The sequence below is a fragment of the Roseivirga sp. YIW32 genome (genome assembly GCF_057219245.1).
Genome location: NZ_JBXVVG010000002.1, coordinates 57,013 through 72,503 on the forward strand (window position 1 = coordinate 57,013; position 15,491 = coordinate 72,503).

A 15,491-nucleotide genomic window follows, 5' to 3' on the forward strand; every position below is an offset into this window, starting at 1 on the left:
TATTTTAACTAAAATTCATAAGTAAACTAAGCAACCGAGTAGTGGATAATCGCAGCATCATCAAACAATTGAAGCTTCAAGCAGCACTCATGGAACTTCACGATGAAAACAGTTTCAAAATTAGAGGTTACCAAAATGCCGTTTTTCATTTAGATAAACTTGAAGAGCCCTTAGCCGACATGAGTCTTTCATCTCTTGAGCAGATAGAAGGGATAGGAAAAGGCATTGCCGGCACCATACATGAAATAGTGCAGCAAGGCACTTCAAAAGCCATGAATGAGCTGGTCTCCAATACACCAGAAGGTATCATTGAGCTACTCGACATGAAAGGTATAGGCCCCAAAAAGATCAAGGTGCTGTGGAAAGAGTTGGGTATCGAAAGTGGCCATGAGCTCAAGGAAGCAGCCAACTCAGGTTTGGTCGCCAAGTTGAAAGGCTTTGGAGAGAAAACACAAGAAAGCATCATTGCGGCCTTGGCTTTTAAAGAAGCAAATGCCAATAAATTGCATTATGCGGAAGCGGAACAGTTGGCTGAGCGCGTCATTGAGTCCTTGGCCAACCTTGGCCTTCAAGCCTCTTTTCTTGGGGCGCTTCGACGGAAACTAGAAGTAGTAGAAGAAATCCAACTGTTGGTGTTGACGGAGAATTTTGATGAGGCAGAAGAAAAAATCAACGCTTCCACAGAATTTCAGCAGGACATCAAAGGCAGTGGCCCGATCAAATGGCTGGGTACATTCGACGAGCATCTGACTCCAATATCCTTGCTCTTTTCTAAAGAGGGGGATAAGACCAAAAATCAACTCCTTTATTCCGCCAGTTCTCAGCATTTGTCGACTCCTGTTATTGACCGAACAACGCTCCGAGAACTCGCGATCAGATCGCCACAAGGAAGCGAAGAAGCTTTTTATGAATCTCTTGGGATGGATTTTATCCTGCCTGAACTACGGGAAGGCACATTTGAGGTGGAAGCTGCCAAGAACAAGAGTTTGCCCAAACTTGTTGAAATGAGCGACTTGAAAGGCATTTTGCATAACCACTCAACCTACAGCGATGGAAAAAACAGTCTTCGCGACATGGCTCTTTACTGTAAGGAATTAGGCTATGAATACTTGGGTATTTGTGATCACAGCAAATCGGCCTTTTATGCCAATGGCCTAAAAGAAGATCGAGTTGTGCAGCAACACCAAGAGATCGACGAATTGAATGCTGAATTAGCACCTTTCAAAGTATTCAAAGGAATTGAATCGGACATCTTGTACGATGGACAATTGGACTATAGTGATGACGTATTGGCTAGCTTTGATTTCATTGTGGCCTCTGTGCACTCGCAGCTGAAAATGAATAAGATCAAGGCGACGAGCAGGTTATTGGCGGCCATTGAAAATCCATTTACGACCATCTTAGGCCATCCAACAGGACGACTCCTATTGAGGAGAGAAGGCTATCCGATCGATCATAAAGCCGTGATCGATCATTGCGCTAAACACCAAGTAGTGATCGAGATCAATGCCAACCCTTGGCGTCTTGACCTGGATTGGCGCTGGGTGCATTACGCCATTGAGCAGGGTGTCATGCTTTCCATTAATCCAGATGCCCACGAAAAAGTAGGGTACCACGACATGCAGTACGGCCTACTTACGGGTAGAAAGGGGGGGCTCACGGCAGAAATGACCTTCAATGCCTTACCTTTATCGAAAATCGAGGAACATTTTACTTCAAGAAAAAGTCTGATTAAGGCAAATGCCTAAGAAAGTTCTCATCCTACGCTTCTCCTCCATAGGAGACATTGTGCTGACCACACCGGTAATCAGGGCGGTTAAAACACAACTCGAAGAAGTGGAAGTGCATTTTTGCACAAAAGCTCAATTCGGCTTCCTGATGGAATCAAATCCTTATGTAGACAAATTGCATCTACTCAAGGACGACTTTAAAGAACTAGCCAAACAACTCGCGGCCGAACAATACGATTACGTCATTGATCTACATAATAACTTGCGGACACAACGGCTGAAGCGCAAACTTCGCACAGCCTCGAGTGCCTTTAACAAGCTCAACTGGGAGAAATGGCTGATGGTCAATACACGGATCGATAAACTCCCCAATGTGCATGTGGTCGATCGTTATTTAGCTGCCGCCGCACCATTAGGCGTTAAGGCGGATGCCTTGGGGCTCGATTATTTCATTCCGGAAAAGGATGAAGTCGAAACCGAATGGTTACCTCCAACGCACCAAAAGGAGTACGTGGCCTTTGCCATAGGAGGAAAACATGCCACCAAACAGCTCCCTTTGAACAGGATGATCGAGTTATGTGACAAGATCAATAAGCCGATCATCTTATTGGGTGGCAAAGAAGATGAAGAGCTGGGGGTGAAAATTGAAGATTTCTTCGATAGAAAACACGACAGAGAAGAGCTCAAAGAATCCCTGGAAGAACTTGGCAAGAAAGCCATCATCTACAATGGATGTGGAAAATTCAACTTTAATCAGTCGGCTTCGATCATCAAAGGCGCTTCTTATGTATTTACGCACGATACCGGTTTGATGCATGTAGCCGCTGCATTTAACAAAAACATCTTCAGTATCTGGGGAAATACCATTCCATCCTTTGGCATGTACCCCTATCGCACCAAGTTTACCATCCTGGAAAAAAAGGGCTTGTCCTGCAGACCGTGCTCTAAGATCGGCTTTAACAAGTGTCCAAAAGGACACTTTAAATGCATGAATGATATCATTTTTGATTTTTGGCTACCATGACAACAAGAAAACTTCAGCTCATTTCTCTTTTCTGCCTCCTAGGATCAATGGGTATTGAATTGGCCGATGGACAAGGTTGGTTGGATTTTGGAAATCCAGAATTACCGTGGGGTATATCCCTAGGATTGGTCTTGGCTGCCCTATCGTTCAACATCAAAGTAATTCGAGACTTTGGTGCGCCTAAGAAAGCCAGAGCCAATAGTCAACGTTTTGCTCTGCTATTAGCAATTTATGCCTTTCTAGTCTTTGGATTGGAAATGATCTAACCCTTTTCTATTTCGAGCTTTTCGATTTTAAGTAACGCTTTCTTTCCTTCCGACTCATGTCGGCCATGATCATCTCTTCTGTCAGTACCGATCGGTATTTGATGTTGGGCTGTAGTACTTTTCTTTCTCCTGTAGAACTGACAAATTCCGGGGTGATGTATTTAAAACTATACCAATCTTTAGAGTCTTGGGATTCACTGGCGTCAAAATGAAGATAATAGACCGAAAACCTTACTTGATAACCACTCAGGTAATTCTTTCCTCCAGCTAGTGCTAGTGGTGTGCCCATCAACACGTCGTCACCAACCTCCACGAGTGCTCCATTCTTTTTAAAAATCGAATATTGGCCTATCGTTCCATCGGGATGCTCAATTTCAAGTATGTTTCGATCACTGGAAAAGGTTAATCCTTCAAGGTCAGCTTCTTCACTTTGGATCAGCTTGATCACGCGACCGCCTCTGGCGGCAAAAAGGGTATCTCCTTCATTTAGCGTAAAGCCAATGGAATAGTAACCCTCTGGTGCTTTTTTGTTTCGATAGCTTTCATCGATCGATGTCAGTTCTAAGGTCTTGGTTTGTTTCCCTTGTGCAACGGGCAATGCGTAAGCGATGTCTTTGATCTTCGGGTTTGCCGTCCCTCTTCTGTAAGTATAGGTATAGCGGAAGTTTTGATTCCCCATTTCATTTTTGAGGATTTTAAAGATCAAATGATTTCCTTTTTCTATGGATCGATTAGCCGGTAAACTGGCATTAACAGTAAACCCGGAAATGGTCTCGAACCAGATGGCGACATGATGAGTCGCAAAGGAATTGTTGTCCGCAAAAAAGGTATAATTGCCATCCTTGTCTCTTTCAGTTGAGATCTCAATGACCTGTTCTACTTGTGCATGTAACAAGAGTACCTGGAAATAGCTGATGAAGGCTATCACGAATAATCGCATGTGTCTATACGTTTTAATCTTTTAACAAAGCCGTTATGGCGTGTTCTACTTTGTCCAAATTAAAAGATTTTAAAGACTTGTCAAAAGCTGCTCTAATTTCCGGAAGCATCAATTGATCCATACTCCCTGCATGGGAATGTTCAACCCGACGATTCGGTTCAAACTCGCCTTGCTCAACCTGAAGACCAACCTGTCGGTAGGCATCTCGAAAAGGCACTCCTGACAAAACCAGACGATTGACCTCTTCCACAGTAAACAGGTAATCGTACTTTTTCTGTTCGATCACCTCCTTATTGACAATCATTTGAGGGAGCATGTAGGTAGTCATTTGTAAACAATCCTTCATGTCTTCAATGGCAGGAAATAAGAGCTCTTTGATCAGCTGCATCTCTCTATGGTATCCTACGGGCAGGTTTGTGGTCATCAAGGAAATGTCATTTGGCAGTGCCTGGATTTTATTGCATTTACCTCTGATCAATTCAAAAACATCCGGATTCTTTTTATGCGGCATGATGCTCGATCCCGTAGTCAATTGATCAGGGAAGGTCAAAAACCCAAAGTCTTGTCCCATGTAGAGACAAATATCCATGGCCATTTTTCCAAGTGTTGCGGCAAGCGCTGCCATTGCGGAAGCCAGCGCCTTTTCGGCTTTCCCACGCCCCATCATGGCATAGACCACATTGTAATTCATGGCATCAAAGCCCAGTAAATCAGTGGTCATCTGACGATCGAGAGGAAAAGAGGAACCAAAACCAGCTCCGGAACCCAAAGGATTTTTGTTGATCACCTCGTAAGCTGCCTTAACGAAGGACATATCGTCTGCCAAGCTTTCTGCGTACGCACCAAACCACAAGCCAAATGAAGAGGGCATGGCTACCTGCATGTGTGTGTATCCCGGAATTAATACCGATTGGTATTTTTCAGAAAGTCCAATGAGAACTTCAAAGACCTCCTTGGTCAATTTAATTAATTCGGTAAGCTCTGAGCGCATAAAGAGTTTCAGATCAACCAACACCTGATCGTTTCTTGAACGACCGCTGTGGATCATTTTACCAACATCTCCGAGCTCTTTGGTCAACATCCATTCAATTTGAGAATGAATGTCTTCCACGTCTTCTTGCATGCGAAATTCTCCCCGCTCCATCGATGCATAGATTGCCTTAAGCGCATGGTGTACCTTTTCTTTGTCTTCTTTGCTCAATAAGCCGATACTGGCAAGCATCTCTGTATGCGCCAATGAACCCAACACATCAAATGGCGCAAGGTCTATATCAAACTGTAGGTCCCGCCCCACAGTAAAGCGGTCTACTACTGCTGCTGCTTCATTCGTTTTTTGCCAAATCTTCGTCATGTGTCTGGGGTTAAAAGCGGAGATAATAAGTCTATGTAGGTATCAATTCCTTCGGAAATCTCACTCAGGAAAATAAATTCGTTTGCCGTGTGCGAACGTGCTGAGTCACCAGGGCCTATTTTCAAGGATGAGCAGGTCAATAACGCTTGATCAGATAAGGTTGGAGAGCCAAAAGTCGATAGACCTAAGGCCTTCCCTGATGCGACAATTGGGTGATCTATGGCTATACTACTTGGATTCAGCCGAGTGGACCGAGCTCGCACCTCGACTTGAACAGCCTCCTGAATGATGGATAAAATCTCGTTATTCTGATATGCATCCGTGCTGCGCACATCCACTACAAATCGGCATTCATCAGGAATTACATTGTGTTGAGTCCCCGCATTGATCTGGGTGACAGTCATTTTTACAGGTCCAAGAGTAGCCGATTGCTTTTGAAAGCGATAGGATCGAAACCAATCGATGGCCTCCATTGCTTTGTAGATCGCATTTTCTCCTTCCTCTCGAGCCGCATGTCCTGCGGTACCCGTTGCCAAACAATCCAGGACCATCAGGCCCTTCTCCGCAACAGCCATTTGCATTTGTGTAGGCTCGCCGACAATGGCAAAATCAAGAGGTCCCAACTCATCGAGAATTGAGCTGATCCCTTGCTTTCCACTAATCTCCTCCTCTGCAGTTGCGGCAAATAAGAGGTTATAGGTTAAATCCTTGTCTCCAAAGTGAAGAAAGGTAGCCATTAAAGCGACGAGGGAAGCTCCTGCATCATTGCTTCCCAAACCATAGAGTTTACCGGCCTCTTCAGCCGGAGTAAATGGATCTCTTGTATAACCGGCATTCGGTTTCACCGTATCGTGATGAGAATTCAATAAAATCGTTGGCCGTTCAGCAAGGAAGTTCTTGTTGCTGACCCAAATGTTATTGCCTTTTCTTTTGACCTGATAGCCTTTCTTTTGCAAAAAATCCTGGATCAGCGTCGCCGTTTGGTCCTCCTCTCCACTGAAGGAAGGCGTCTTTATCAATAGTCTTAATAAATCGATGGCTTCTTCTTTCATAGAATCTCGGTTCCTTTCTTGCGATCCACTAGCTCGCGCAGCGCAGAGTAGTGGCCGATGCGGACATCGTTGATCTTATTGGCTTTTGCATGGAATGCGTTTTCTAATTTAGGCAACATTCCAGAATGAATCTTTCCTTCATTAATATACTTATTGGTATTTTCCTTTGACATCGACTCAAAAACAAGGCCCTTGTCTAGATCCAGCATCACACCGGGCTGTTCAAAACAATAGATGAGCTGCACGCTAAAATCCTCCGCCATTGCTTGAGCGATGACACTTGCCATCGTATCAGCATTGGTATTGAGTAATTGTCCCTCACCATCATGCGTTAAGGCCGCCATCACCGGGCATATACCTGATTCGATCAATTGCTTGAGCAATCGGTGATCGACAGCTTCAACATTGACGTCCCCAACGAAACCATAGTCTAGCTGCTGAACTGGTCTCTTTTTTGCCAAAACCACATTGCCATCTGCCCCTGTTAAGCCAAGGGCATTACAACGAGCACCCTGCAATTGGGCGACCAGCTGCTTGTTGATCAAGCCGCCGTAAACCATGGTCACAACCTGCAGGCTTTGTTCATCTGTAATTCTTCTTCCATCCGTCAATTGAGGGGTTATTTCCAATTTCTCACTGATCTGGCTCGCTATGTTTCCTCCACCATGGACCAAAATTTTCGCATGCTCCAATGCCGCAAATTGACTTAAAAAACCGTCAAGGGCTTCCTTGTCGTCGATGACGCGCCCCCCTATCTTGACAACGACTAACTTTTCCATGAGAGCAATTCATTAAAAACAGCCTGAGCAGCAAACACACGATTCGCCGCCTGATCCAAATGGATGGCTTGTTCACTATCCAAAACATCGTCGTCCATCACGACACCTCTTCTTACGGGTAGGCAATGCATCACCTTCGCGTTATTGGTTAGTGCCAAATGCGCCTGAGAAAAACGCCAAGACTCATCATTCGTCAAGACCTCTCCATAGCGATCATACGAAGACCAGTTCTTCACATAGACAAAGTCAGCCTCAGCCAAGGCTTCTTTCTGATCATTGACCACTGGTGCCGTTCCGGCAAAATGAGGATCCAATTCATAACCTTCCGGATGCGTAATGACAAAATCGAACGGAGCAGCATTCATCCATTCAGCAAAAGTGTTAGGAACGGCCTGTGGTAAAGCCTTGACATGAGGAGCCCAGGTCATCACCACTTTAGGCACTCGCTTTTCATGCCAATGCTCATGGATGGTGATGAGGTCGGCCAGTCCTTGCAATGGGTGAAGCGTAGCGCTTTCTAGGCTTACTACTGGCACCCCTGCATAGGCCAAAAAGGCCTTGAGCACCGTTTCGCTATAATCGTGTTCCCTATCTTTTAATTCTGGAAAAGTACGTATGGCCAGCACATCAAAGTATTGCCCCATTACGGCTGCCGCCTCCTTGATATGCTCCGCCTCTTTCCCATTCATGACCACGCCGTCTTCGAAGGCAAGTGCCCATCCATTTTTTGTTACATCCAATACAATGGCATGAGCACCTAAATTTTGCACCGCCTTGATACTGCTCAAGCGGGTACGTAAACTTGGGTTCATAAAAAGTAAGCCTACTGTTTTACCCTCATGCAAACTGGGCTGCCATGGTTTTTCTTTGAATGCTAAGGCCTTTTTGACCAACTCGAATGGATCTTGAACATCATGGATCGAAGTGAAATGTTTCATGATAGTTCCTTTTTTAATGCGTTTAAAAAACTGTAGAGTTCCTCCTTTTCAATGCATAATGGTGGCAACAAGCGTAAGGTATTTGGGTCAGCGGCAGAACCCGTAAAAATCCTATGCTTCGTCAGCAAATTACCTCTTAGGTGTTTGACAGGTCGACCCATATCAACACCGAGCATTAACCCTTTTCCCCGTACTTGCTGAATTCCTTGTAGTGCAGACAACTCGTTGATCAACCACTTTCCAAGTTGAGCGGCATGCTCGATCAATTGTTCCTCTTCAAGGACTTCCAAAACGGCCAAGCCAGCGGCACAAGCCAAATGATTGCCCCCAAAGGTAGTCCCCAGCATGCCATGCCAAGGCTGAATTCCCTCTCGAATCAGCAAACCAGCCAAAGGAAACCCATTGCCCATTCCTTTAGCCATCGTGATGATATCTGGTTCAACGGACGCATGTTGAAAGGCGAAGAACTTTCCTGTTCGACCAAAACCCGACTGCACTTCGTCCAAGATCAGTTTGGCGCCATATGCGTCACAAAGGGCTCGTGCTTTTAACAAAAATTCCTCGGTCGGCTCAAATATTCCAGCAACTCCCTGACATCCTTCAATGATCACTGCCGCAACTTCATCAGACATACAGTCTTCGAGTCCCTGAAGGTCATTTAATTCGGTAAACTGGACCAAGTGCCCCTGATTGAATGGAGAGACTATTTTAGCATTGTCCGTAATGGCTACTGCACCAGAAGTACGCCCGTGAAAAGCCCCCTTCATTGCAATGACCTTTTTTCTTCCGGTATCGAATGAAGCCACTTTTAAGGCGTTCTCAATCGCCTCTGCCCCACTGCTGCATAGAAAAAGGGAATAGTCCTCAAGACCTGACAAATGGGCTAATCGATCTGCATACTGCTTTTGCAGGTCATTGATGATCGCATTAGAATAAAAACCGATTTTTTCTAATTGTGCAGTGATCCGTTTGATGTATTTGGGATGGCCATGTCCGATCGAGATAACGGCATGCCCTCCGTACAAATCCAAATATGTCTTCCCCTCTTTATCCCATAAGGTGGTTCCTTTGGCCTTTACCGGCTCAACATCAAATAAGGGATATACGTCAAATAACTCCATCGTTAAAACCTTGATCCTTTCAATTGTAAGCCCTCTCGCTCATCCCATCCACACATTAAATTCATATTCTGAACGGCTTGTCCTGATGCACCTTTCAACAAGTTGTCTATGACTGCTTGTACCATGAGGTATCCATTATGCATTTCGAGATGCAACAAGCATTTATTCGTATTGACCACCTGCTTGACATCTAGTGGATGCTCCACCACATGAGTGAACGGATGCTCTTCATAGAACTCTTTGAAGACCTGAACGGCTTCGCTCAATCTCCACTCGCAGTACTGATACGCGGTTACCATGATCCCTCTTGTAAAATTGCCTCGGTAAGGGATGAAGTTAAGGGGTTGGTCGAACCAACTTTGGTACTGAAGCAAGGAGTTTCTTACCTCCGCCAAGTGCTGATGCTCAAATGCCTTGTAGGTTGAGATGTTGTTATTTCGCCAGCTGAAATGTGTAGTTTCTGACGGACTCATGCCAGCGCCCGTCGAACCCGTTATCCCGGAAATGTGGATTTCTTTCAACATCCCGTTATAGGCAAGTGGTAGCAATGCCAGCTGAATTGCCGTAGCGAAGCATCCGGGGTTGGCCACAAAATTGGCCTCTTCAATGCGCTTCTTATTCAATTCTGGAAGGCCATACACTTCGCTCAGTCGAAAATCCTGACTCAGGTCGATAATCTTAGTGTCTGAGGAAAGACTATGGCCCTCCAAATACTCCTTGGATTGACCATGCCCCATGCACAAAAACAAGACATCCACCTCCGCGCTGAGCTCTGCTTCAAAACGTAAGGTCGTATCCCCCGTAAGGTCGGGATGAACGGCTGTAACCCATTTTCCTGATTGACTTTTACTTACGGCACAGGCGACTTTCACGTGCGGATGGTGTGTGAGCAACCTCAACAATTCACCTCCTGTATAACCTGCCGCTCCAATGATTCCTACTGTGATCATAAGCTCTCGTTCAATTGGTGATAGATTGCATTTTGGTTTCCGAAAATCTTTGCGAATCCTCTCACATCTTCTCCAGACCAGTAATTATTGACTTCTCCATAATGACCGAATTTTGCAGACATGAGGTCGTGAGCCGAGTGAATGCCATCGACCATGAACCGATTTGGATGCAAGGTCAGAAAAACCTCGCCTGTTACATAGTGTTGTGTGCTAGACATCATGGCTTCTAGATCGCGCATGACAGGGTCTAAGAACTGACCTTCATGCAACCAGTTTCCATAAAAGGAAGCAATTTGGTCTTTCCAATACAGCTGCCATTTGCTCAGCACATGTTTTTCTAGCAGATGATGTGCCTTGATGATCAACACAGGTGCGGCAGCTTCAAAGCCCACTCTCCCCTTTATGCCAATGATGGTATCCCCTACATGAATATCTCGTCCAATGCCAAATGGTGCTGCAAGACTTTCCAGGTGCTGAATGGCGTGTACTGGAGAGGCAAAGACTTCCCCATTGATGCTTTTCAGTTCCCCTTTCTCAAATCCCAAACTGAGTTTTTCTTCGTCTGTTTTTGTCACTTTCGTCGGCCATGCTTCCTCGGGCAATTGCTCATGAGAGGTTAAGGTCTCTTTTCCTCCGACCGAGGTCCCCCACAAGCCTTTGTTAATGGAATAGGCCGCTTTAGAAAAATCCCAGTTGATTCCTTGTTTTATCAGGTAATCGACCTCCTCTTGTCGAGAAAGCTTCAAATCACGAATTGGTGTAATGATCTCTACTTCAGGGAGAATGGTCTGAAAGATCATGTCAAATCGAACCTGGTCATTTCCTGCACCGGTACTCCCGTGCGCGATCTTGTTGATTCCCAACTTTTTTGCATAATGCGCTATGGCCATGGCTTGACTAACGCGTTCCGCGCTGACGGAAAGAGGATAGCTCGCGTTCTTCAGCACATTGCCAAAAATCAAAAACCGCACGACGCGTTGGTAGTAATTCTCGGTTTCATCCAAGCATGCAAAACTTGCTACCCCCAGTGTTTTGGCCTTTTCTTCGATTTCTTCTAATTCCTGCTGATCAAAACCACCTGTGTTGACGATAACCGCATGAACTTCAAAGCCACACTCATTCTTTAGGTATTTGACGCAGTACGACGTGTCCAGCCCCCCACTAAAGGCAAGTACTATTTTATTTTTCTCCATGGTCATTCTTCGTTTTTTTGGTTTTCAACAAGACTGTCTTTTTGAATCGAGTCCAACGTTCAAAGAGCTTCAAGTCCTTGTCCAGCTCTCTATTTCTCCATTTTTTTCTCTTGGGCTTTTGGTCCTTCTCCCACATTGGGTTATACAGCATAGCCGTACAAATGCAGCCTTTGCGCTCTTTACTCTGCAAAATCTCGTAGTTGACGCAACTTTGACATCCTTTCCAGAACGCTTCGTCAGTGGTAAGGTCGGCATAGACCACAGGTTTGTAGCCTAAGGAAGAATTGATCTTCATCACAGCTGATCCCGTCGTCAACCCAAAAATCTTAGCTTCAGGGTACTTCTTCCTAGATAAATTAAAGATCTCCTCTTTGATCTGCTTTGCGAGTCCATGACCCCGGAATTGTTCTGCAACGATGAGGCCTGAATTGGCCACAAAATCGCCATGACCCCATGCTTCAATGTAGCAAAAGCCTGCCCAGACGCCATCGGTGGTCTTTGCCACTACGGCCTTTCCTTCTGTAATTTTCTGAATAATGTACTCCGGTGTTCTTTTGGCAATGCCTGTACCGCGTAATTTAGCAGATGCAGCGATCTCATCCACAATGGCTTGTGCATAAACTGTATCCGTACTAATGGCTTCTTTGATAAGAAACTTCATAAAAATGAATTTAACCCAAAGGGCTGAATAAATAAAAAGCGATAAAAATGAGAGGTAGGCATGCCACGTAGGCTGCCAAAATGATATAGGCGCTTAGCGCCTCCTGATCCTAAGAGAAACTAAAGTAGCAGCAATAAGCCCAGCGGCTCTGCTTGATTTTCTATATAGACTACTTTGATACATTGGGATGCAAAGCACGAAAACTTTTTGAACTTTTTCGTCAATCCAACAAAAAAGATTTCAATTAGCTCCTTTTAGTTTGAAAAAAACGCTCAACAATCGCATCAGAAAATAACCCGCAAATGGCAATATCGGCGTTGCATAGGTATATACTGCCCATACCTTTTGATTGGTCCCACCTCCGCTAAAACTGGCGCTCCAGTTACCGGCAAGGGCATAAGAAACCGGTAGCCAACAAATGCCAAGAATCAGGCTTAGTCCGACCGCTCCGGCATATACATTTTTAGGAATGGGATGAACCCTCCTTTTTTTTCTGAGCAACAAAAAGTTCAAAGGAAATAGAATGAAGAGAACCCAAGTCATGACATTTCCCCAGGGCAATGTACCATCCGCAGTCACAGGCGTAACCAACACAGGCGAGGCGGTGATCAGTGAAGTGATCACAAACATTTGAATCAGTACGGAACCGAGAAAATACGCCTTTTTAACCTTCATTTAGCCCCCTATCCATTCCGCTACAAAGAGGTTGGTATCTCTTGTACCGCCATTATTTCGATTGGACGCAAATACAATGTACTTGCCATCATTGGAGAAAACCGGAAAGGCGTCGAAGGTCTCATCTCGGGTAATTCTGGTTAACCCGGTACCATCCAGATTGATCATGTAAAGGTTGAATGGAAACCCACGTTTTGCAGTATGATTACTCGCAAAAATGATCTTTTCACCATTAGGATGAAAAAAAGGAGCCCAATTGGCTTGACCCAAGTCTGTGATTTTTTTGGCATCGGTTCCATCCGCGTTTGCTACGTAGAGTTCCATCTCAGTCGGGGTCACTAATCCTTCTTTGAGCAAGGCTTTGTATTCTTCTTTCTCTTCATCCGTCTTCGGTCTAGAAGCTCTCCAAATAAGCTTGGTCCCGTCAGGAGAGAAGAAAGCACCGCCATCATAACCCAAATCAGAGGTGATTTGCTTAACATCAGTCCCATCGATGTTCATTGTAAACAGCTCTAGATCACCCGTTCTCATGGAAGTAAAGACAATTTTATCTCCCTTAGGCGACACTGTTGCTTCTGCATCATAACCCGGTTCATTGGTCAGCTGGTTGATCATGTTACCCTCCATGTCTGTGGTAAAGATGTCAAACGAAGGGTAGATCGGCCAGACGTACTTACCATCGGTTCTAGCCTCCGGCGTAGGTGGGCAATCCTCTCCTCCTAGATGCGTTGAACCATATACAATTTGTTGATTCGGTAAGAAGTAAGAGCAAGTCGTTCTACCCAGCGCAGTACTGACCATTTTTGGTTTATTGTTCTTCAGGTCGTCATTCTGCCAGTCGGTGATGAAAATCTGATCGCACGACACCCCCCATTCCTTATAATCAGATTGAAACACGAGGTACTTGTCGTCAAAACTCCAATACGCTTCTGCATTATTGCCACCGAAGGTAAGCTGTTTGATGTTTTTGAGGTATTTCATTTCCTCAGGATGCAGCAAGAGGCTATCTGTGGCTGAACGCCCCTCTTCGGTAGTCGATCGATCGTTTGTATTTGAACAGGCAACAAAAACAAGGCAACATAATGCGATTAAATATCTCATCTTCTTCTGTAATATTATAAGTCGCGAAATTAATGATTATTATCTTTGAAGCTAATTCAAGAAAGCATGAGACTTTTTAAAAATTCAATTTATCTAATATTCGTAACTCTTACCATTGGTTGCACCGACTTCCGCACGGATCGAGTCATTAGGCAAGAGCTAGAGAAAGACATTTACCATTTGGCCGCAGACGATTTGGAAGGACGTGCCTTCGGAACGATTGGGGAAGAAAAAGCTGCACAATATTTGGCTGAACGTTTTGAAGCAATTGGGCTAACGCCATTGGGTACTGAGGGATATTTTCAGGAATTTGTGGTGAATAAACCCACCAATCCACATGAGCAAGCCAAAATGGATGCTAACGGTGAAGGTTTGAAAGGCAGAAATGTCATTGGCTACCTCCACAACGATGCTGATCATACCATTGTCATTGGTGCTCATTTCGATCACCTCGGTTATGGTAGTGAAGGCTCCTTGCATAGAGGAGAGCCCGCTATTCACAACGGAGCCGACGATAACGCCAGTGGAACGGGTGCATTGGTGCAGTTAGCCGGCATCCTCAAGGGCAAGGACCTCAACAGTAATGTCCTATTCATCGCCTTTTCAGGTGAAGAAAATGGCCTCTGGGGGTCAAATTATTATGTCAAGAACCCAACCGTCGATCTTGAACGTGTTTCATACATGATCAACATGGACATGGTAGGAAGACTAAATGCTGAGAACACTTTGGCGATCAATGGAGTTGGCACTAGCCCAAGCTGGAATGAGGCCTTAGAACTAGTGAATACTGACAGTTTAAAACTGGTGACTTCAGCTTCAGGCGTTGGTCCTTCAGACCACACTTCTTTTTATCTGCAAGACCTGCCCGTGCTACACTTTTTCACTGGACAGCATGAGGATTATCACAAACCGAGCGATGATGCAGAAAAGATCAATTATGACGGTTTGGTGAAGATCATCAGATACATTGAACGCTTGATCGTTGAATTGGATCAGCCGGAACAGCTGGCATTCACAAAAACACAGGAAGATGAAGGCAACTCACCACGCTTTAGCGTTTCATTGGGTGTTGTCCCCGACTACCTCTACGATGGAGAAGGCATGCGCATTGATGGCGTTACCGAAGGAAAACCTGCACAAGCGGCAGGGATGAAAAAAGGCGATATCGTGGTGAAACTTGGTGACTCAACCATTGTGGACATGATGAGCTATATGCGGGCGCTAAGCATTTTCAAGGGAGGCGACAAGACCGTAGTTGAGTACAAAAGAGGAAGTGATTTGAAAGCTGCTGAAGTGAAATTCTAGCATGAGGTTTTTGATACACACCTTTATTGAATTTCTTCGAGATAAAAATTACAGAAGTCTTTTAGGAGCCTCCATCGTCATCCTGTTTGGAGGCGCCTTTTTTTACCATATCATTGAAGGCTGGACTTATTTGGATTCCGTTTACTTTTCCGCCATCACATTGACCACTATAGGGTATGGTGATTTTTCTCCTCAAACAGACGCTGGAAAAATATTCACCATTCTCTACATCGGTATCGGTGTTGGATTGATCTTAACCTTTGTCAATACCGTTTTTAACCATTTTGCTAACGTGAGAAAGCGATATGGCGCCAAAAAAAGAGGCAAGTAGTGGTGAATACATGCCTCTATTCAATTGATCTAACCCTGCGCTCACCTATTGAGAACTTTTCTGTTCAAAAAGTC

General features: G+C 44.9%; 16 protein-coding genes. 5 read left to right on the top strand and 11 right to left on the bottom strand.

Annotation, left to right across the window (positions count from 1 at the left end; translation table 11 throughout):
• Window positions 1-41: 41 nt before the first annotated feature.
• From AC2D6U_RS08960 to AC2D6U_RS08970, 3 genes are read left to right on the top strand one after another with little or no spacing between them, the layout of a single operon-like run.
• Complete coding sequence (locus AC2D6U_RS08960) at window positions 42-1,748, top strand: helix-hairpin-helix domain-containing protein (RefSeq protein ID WP_484720639.1); 1,707 nt, start codon at window positions 42-44, stop codon at window positions 1,746-1,748.
• Entirely contained in the window at window positions 1,741-2,754 is a 1,014-nt protein-coding gene (locus AC2D6U_RS08965) for a glycosyltransferase family 9 protein (protein WP_484720640.1), read from the top strand. The genes AC2D6U_RS08960 and AC2D6U_RS08965 overlap by 8 nt, the downstream gene beginning before the upstream one ends.
• Window positions 2,751-3,020 (top strand): hypothetical protein, encoded by a 270-nt coding sequence (locus AC2D6U_RS08970; protein ID WP_484720641.1) that lies wholly within the window; start codon window positions 2,751-2,753, stop codon window positions 3,018-3,020. The genes AC2D6U_RS08965 and AC2D6U_RS08970 overlap by 4 nt, the downstream gene beginning before the upstream one ends.
• A 7-nt stretch (window positions 3,021-3,027) precedes the next feature.
• Here AC2D6U_RS08970 and AC2D6U_RS08975 read toward each other — a convergent pair whose 3' ends face one another.
• From AC2D6U_RS08975 to AC2D6U_RS09025, 11 genes are all read right to left on the bottom strand, one after another.
• A complete protein-coding gene (locus AC2D6U_RS08975; protein ID WP_484720642.1) occupies window positions 3,028-3,960 on the bottom strand; it encodes a hypothetical protein in 933 nt (310 codons plus the stop codon).
• Between the two features lie 13 nt (window positions 3,961-3,973).
• Complete coding sequence (gene argH / locus AC2D6U_RS08980) at window positions 3,974-5,311, bottom strand: argininosuccinate lyase (RefSeq protein ID WP_484720643.1); 1,338 nt, start codon at window positions 5,309-5,311, stop codon at window positions 3,974-3,976.
• On the bottom strand, window positions 5,308-6,363 hold the full coding sequence (locus AC2D6U_RS08985) for a M20 family metallo-hydrolase (RefSeq protein WP_484720644.1): 1,056 nt from the start codon (window positions 6,361-6,363) through the stop codon (window positions 5,308-5,310). The genes argH and AC2D6U_RS08985 overlap by 4 nt, the downstream gene beginning before the upstream one ends.
• Window positions 6,360-7,142, bottom strand: a complete 783-nt coding sequence (argB, locus tag AC2D6U_RS08990) for an acetylglutamate kinase (RefSeq protein WP_484720645.1) — start codon at window positions 7,140-7,142, stop codon at window positions 6,360-6,362. Before argB ends, AC2D6U_RS08985 begins: the two co-directional genes overlap by 4 nt.
• Window positions 7,130-8,080 carry an N-acetylornithine carbamoyltransferase gene (locus AC2D6U_RS08995; RefSeq protein ID WP_484720646.1) on the bottom strand — a complete coding sequence of 317 codons (951 nt, stop codon included), beginning with the start codon at window positions 8,078-8,080 and terminating at the stop codon, window positions 7,130-7,132. Before AC2D6U_RS08995 ends, argB begins: the two co-directional genes overlap by 13 nt.
• The gene (locus tag AC2D6U_RS09000) at window positions 8,077-9,201 is read right to left on the bottom strand and encodes an aspartate aminotransferase family protein (protein WP_484720647.1); all 1,125 of its coding nucleotides are present in this window, start codon (window positions 9,199-9,201) and stop codon (window positions 8,077-8,079) included. Before AC2D6U_RS09000 ends, AC2D6U_RS08995 begins: the two co-directional genes overlap by 4 nt.
• Window positions 9,202-9,203: 2 nt before the next feature.
• Entirely contained in the window at window positions 9,204-10,151 is a 948-nt protein-coding gene (gene argC, locus AC2D6U_RS09005) for an N-acetyl-gamma-glutamyl-phosphate reductase (protein ID WP_484720648.1), read from the bottom strand.
• Window positions 10,148-11,344, bottom strand: a complete 1,197-nt coding sequence (locus tag AC2D6U_RS09010) for an argininosuccinate synthase (protein WP_484720649.1) — start codon at window positions 11,342-11,344, stop codon at window positions 10,148-10,150. Before AC2D6U_RS09010 ends, argC begins: the two co-directional genes overlap by 4 nt.
• Window positions 11,331-12,005 (bottom strand): GNAT family N-acetyltransferase, encoded by a 675-nt coding sequence (locus AC2D6U_RS09015; RefSeq protein ID WP_484720650.1) that lies wholly within the window; start codon window positions 12,003-12,005, stop codon window positions 11,331-11,333. The genes AC2D6U_RS09010 and AC2D6U_RS09015 overlap by 14 nt, the downstream gene beginning before the upstream one ends.
• Before the next feature lie 240 nt (window positions 12,006-12,245).
• Window positions 12,246-12,680, bottom strand: coding sequence for a hypothetical protein (locus AC2D6U_RS09020; RefSeq protein WP_484720651.1), 435 nt, complete (start codon window positions 12,678-12,680; stop codon window positions 12,246-12,248).
• Entirely contained in the window at window positions 12,681-13,781 is a 1,101-nt protein-coding gene (locus AC2D6U_RS09025; protein WP_484720652.1) for a TolB family protein, read from the bottom strand.
• A gap of 66 nt (window positions 13,782-13,847) precedes the next feature.
• Between AC2D6U_RS09025 and AC2D6U_RS09030 the strand changes: the two genes are divergently transcribed.
• On the top strand, window positions 13,848-15,086 hold the full coding sequence (locus AC2D6U_RS09030) for a M28 family peptidase (protein ID WP_484720653.1): 1,239 nt from the start codon (window positions 13,848-13,850) through the stop codon (window positions 15,084-15,086).
• Window position 15,087: 1 nt separating this feature from the next.
• A complete protein-coding gene (locus AC2D6U_RS09035) occupies window positions 15,088-15,417 on the top strand; it encodes a potassium channel family protein (RefSeq protein ID WP_484720654.1) in 330 nt (109 codons plus the stop codon).
• The last annotated feature ends 74 nt before the right edge of the window (window positions 15,418-15,491 follow it).

What these genes read in the sequence shown, in the direction of transcription:
- argC (WP_484720648.1), bottom strand. Translation starts at nt 10,151, where the DNA reads ATGATCACAGTAGGAATCATTGGAGCGGCAGGTTATACAGGAGGTGAA.
- AC2D6U_RS08995 (WP_484720646.1), bottom strand. Translation starts at nt 8,080, where the DNA reads ATGAAACATTTCACTTCGATCCATGATGTTCAAGATCCATTCGAGTTG.
- AC2D6U_RS08970 (WP_484720641.1), top strand. Translation starts at nt 2,751, where the DNA reads ATGACAACAAGAAAACTTCAGCTCATTTCTCTTTTCTGCCTCCTAGGA.
- AC2D6U_RS08975 (WP_484720642.1), bottom strand. Translation starts at nt 3,960, where the DNA reads ATGCGATTATTCGTGATAGCCTTCATCAGCTATTTCCAGGTACTCTTG.
- AC2D6U_RS09010 (WP_484720649.1), bottom strand. Translation starts at nt 11,344, where the DNA reads ATGGAGAAAAATAAAATAGTACTTGCCTTTAGTGGGGGGCTGGACACG.
- AC2D6U_RS09015 (WP_484720650.1), bottom strand. Translation starts at nt 12,005, where the DNA reads ATGAAGTTTCTTATCAAAGAAGCCATTAGTACGGATACAGTTTATGCA.
- AC2D6U_RS09035 (WP_484720654.1), top strand. Translation starts at nt 15,088, where the DNA reads ATGAGGTTTTTGATACACACCTTTATTGAATTTCTTCGAGATAAAAAT.
- argH (WP_484720643.1), bottom strand. Translation starts at nt 5,311, where the DNA reads ATGACGAAGATTTGGCAAAAAACGAATGAAGCAGCAGCAGTAGTAGAC.
- AC2D6U_RS09020 (WP_484720651.1), bottom strand. Translation starts at nt 12,680, where the DNA reads ATGAAGGTTAAAAAGGCGTATTTTCTCGGTTCCGTACTGATTCAAATG.
- argB (WP_484720645.1), bottom strand. Translation starts at nt 7,142, where the DNA reads ATGGAAAAGTTAGTCGTTGTCAAGATAGGGGGGCGCGTCATCGACGAC.
- AC2D6U_RS09030 (WP_484720653.1), top strand. Translation starts at nt 13,848, where the DNA reads ATGAGACTTTTTAAAAATTCAATTTATCTAATATTCGTAACTCTTACC.
- AC2D6U_RS09000 (WP_484720647.1), bottom strand. Translation starts at nt 9,201, where the DNA reads ATGGAGTTATTTGACGTATATCCCTTATTTGATGTTGAGCCGGTAAAG.
- AC2D6U_RS09025 (WP_484720652.1), bottom strand. Translation starts at nt 13,781, where the DNA reads ATGAGATATTTAATCGCATTATGTTGCCTTGTTTTTGTTGCCTGTTCA.
- AC2D6U_RS08985 (WP_484720644.1), bottom strand. Translation starts at nt 6,363, where the DNA reads ATGAAAGAAGAAGCCATCGATTTATTAAGACTATTGATAAAGACGCCT.
- AC2D6U_RS08965 (WP_484720640.1), top strand. Translation starts at nt 1,741, where the DNA reads ATGCCTAAGAAAGTTCTCATCCTACGCTTCTCCTCCATAGGAGACATT.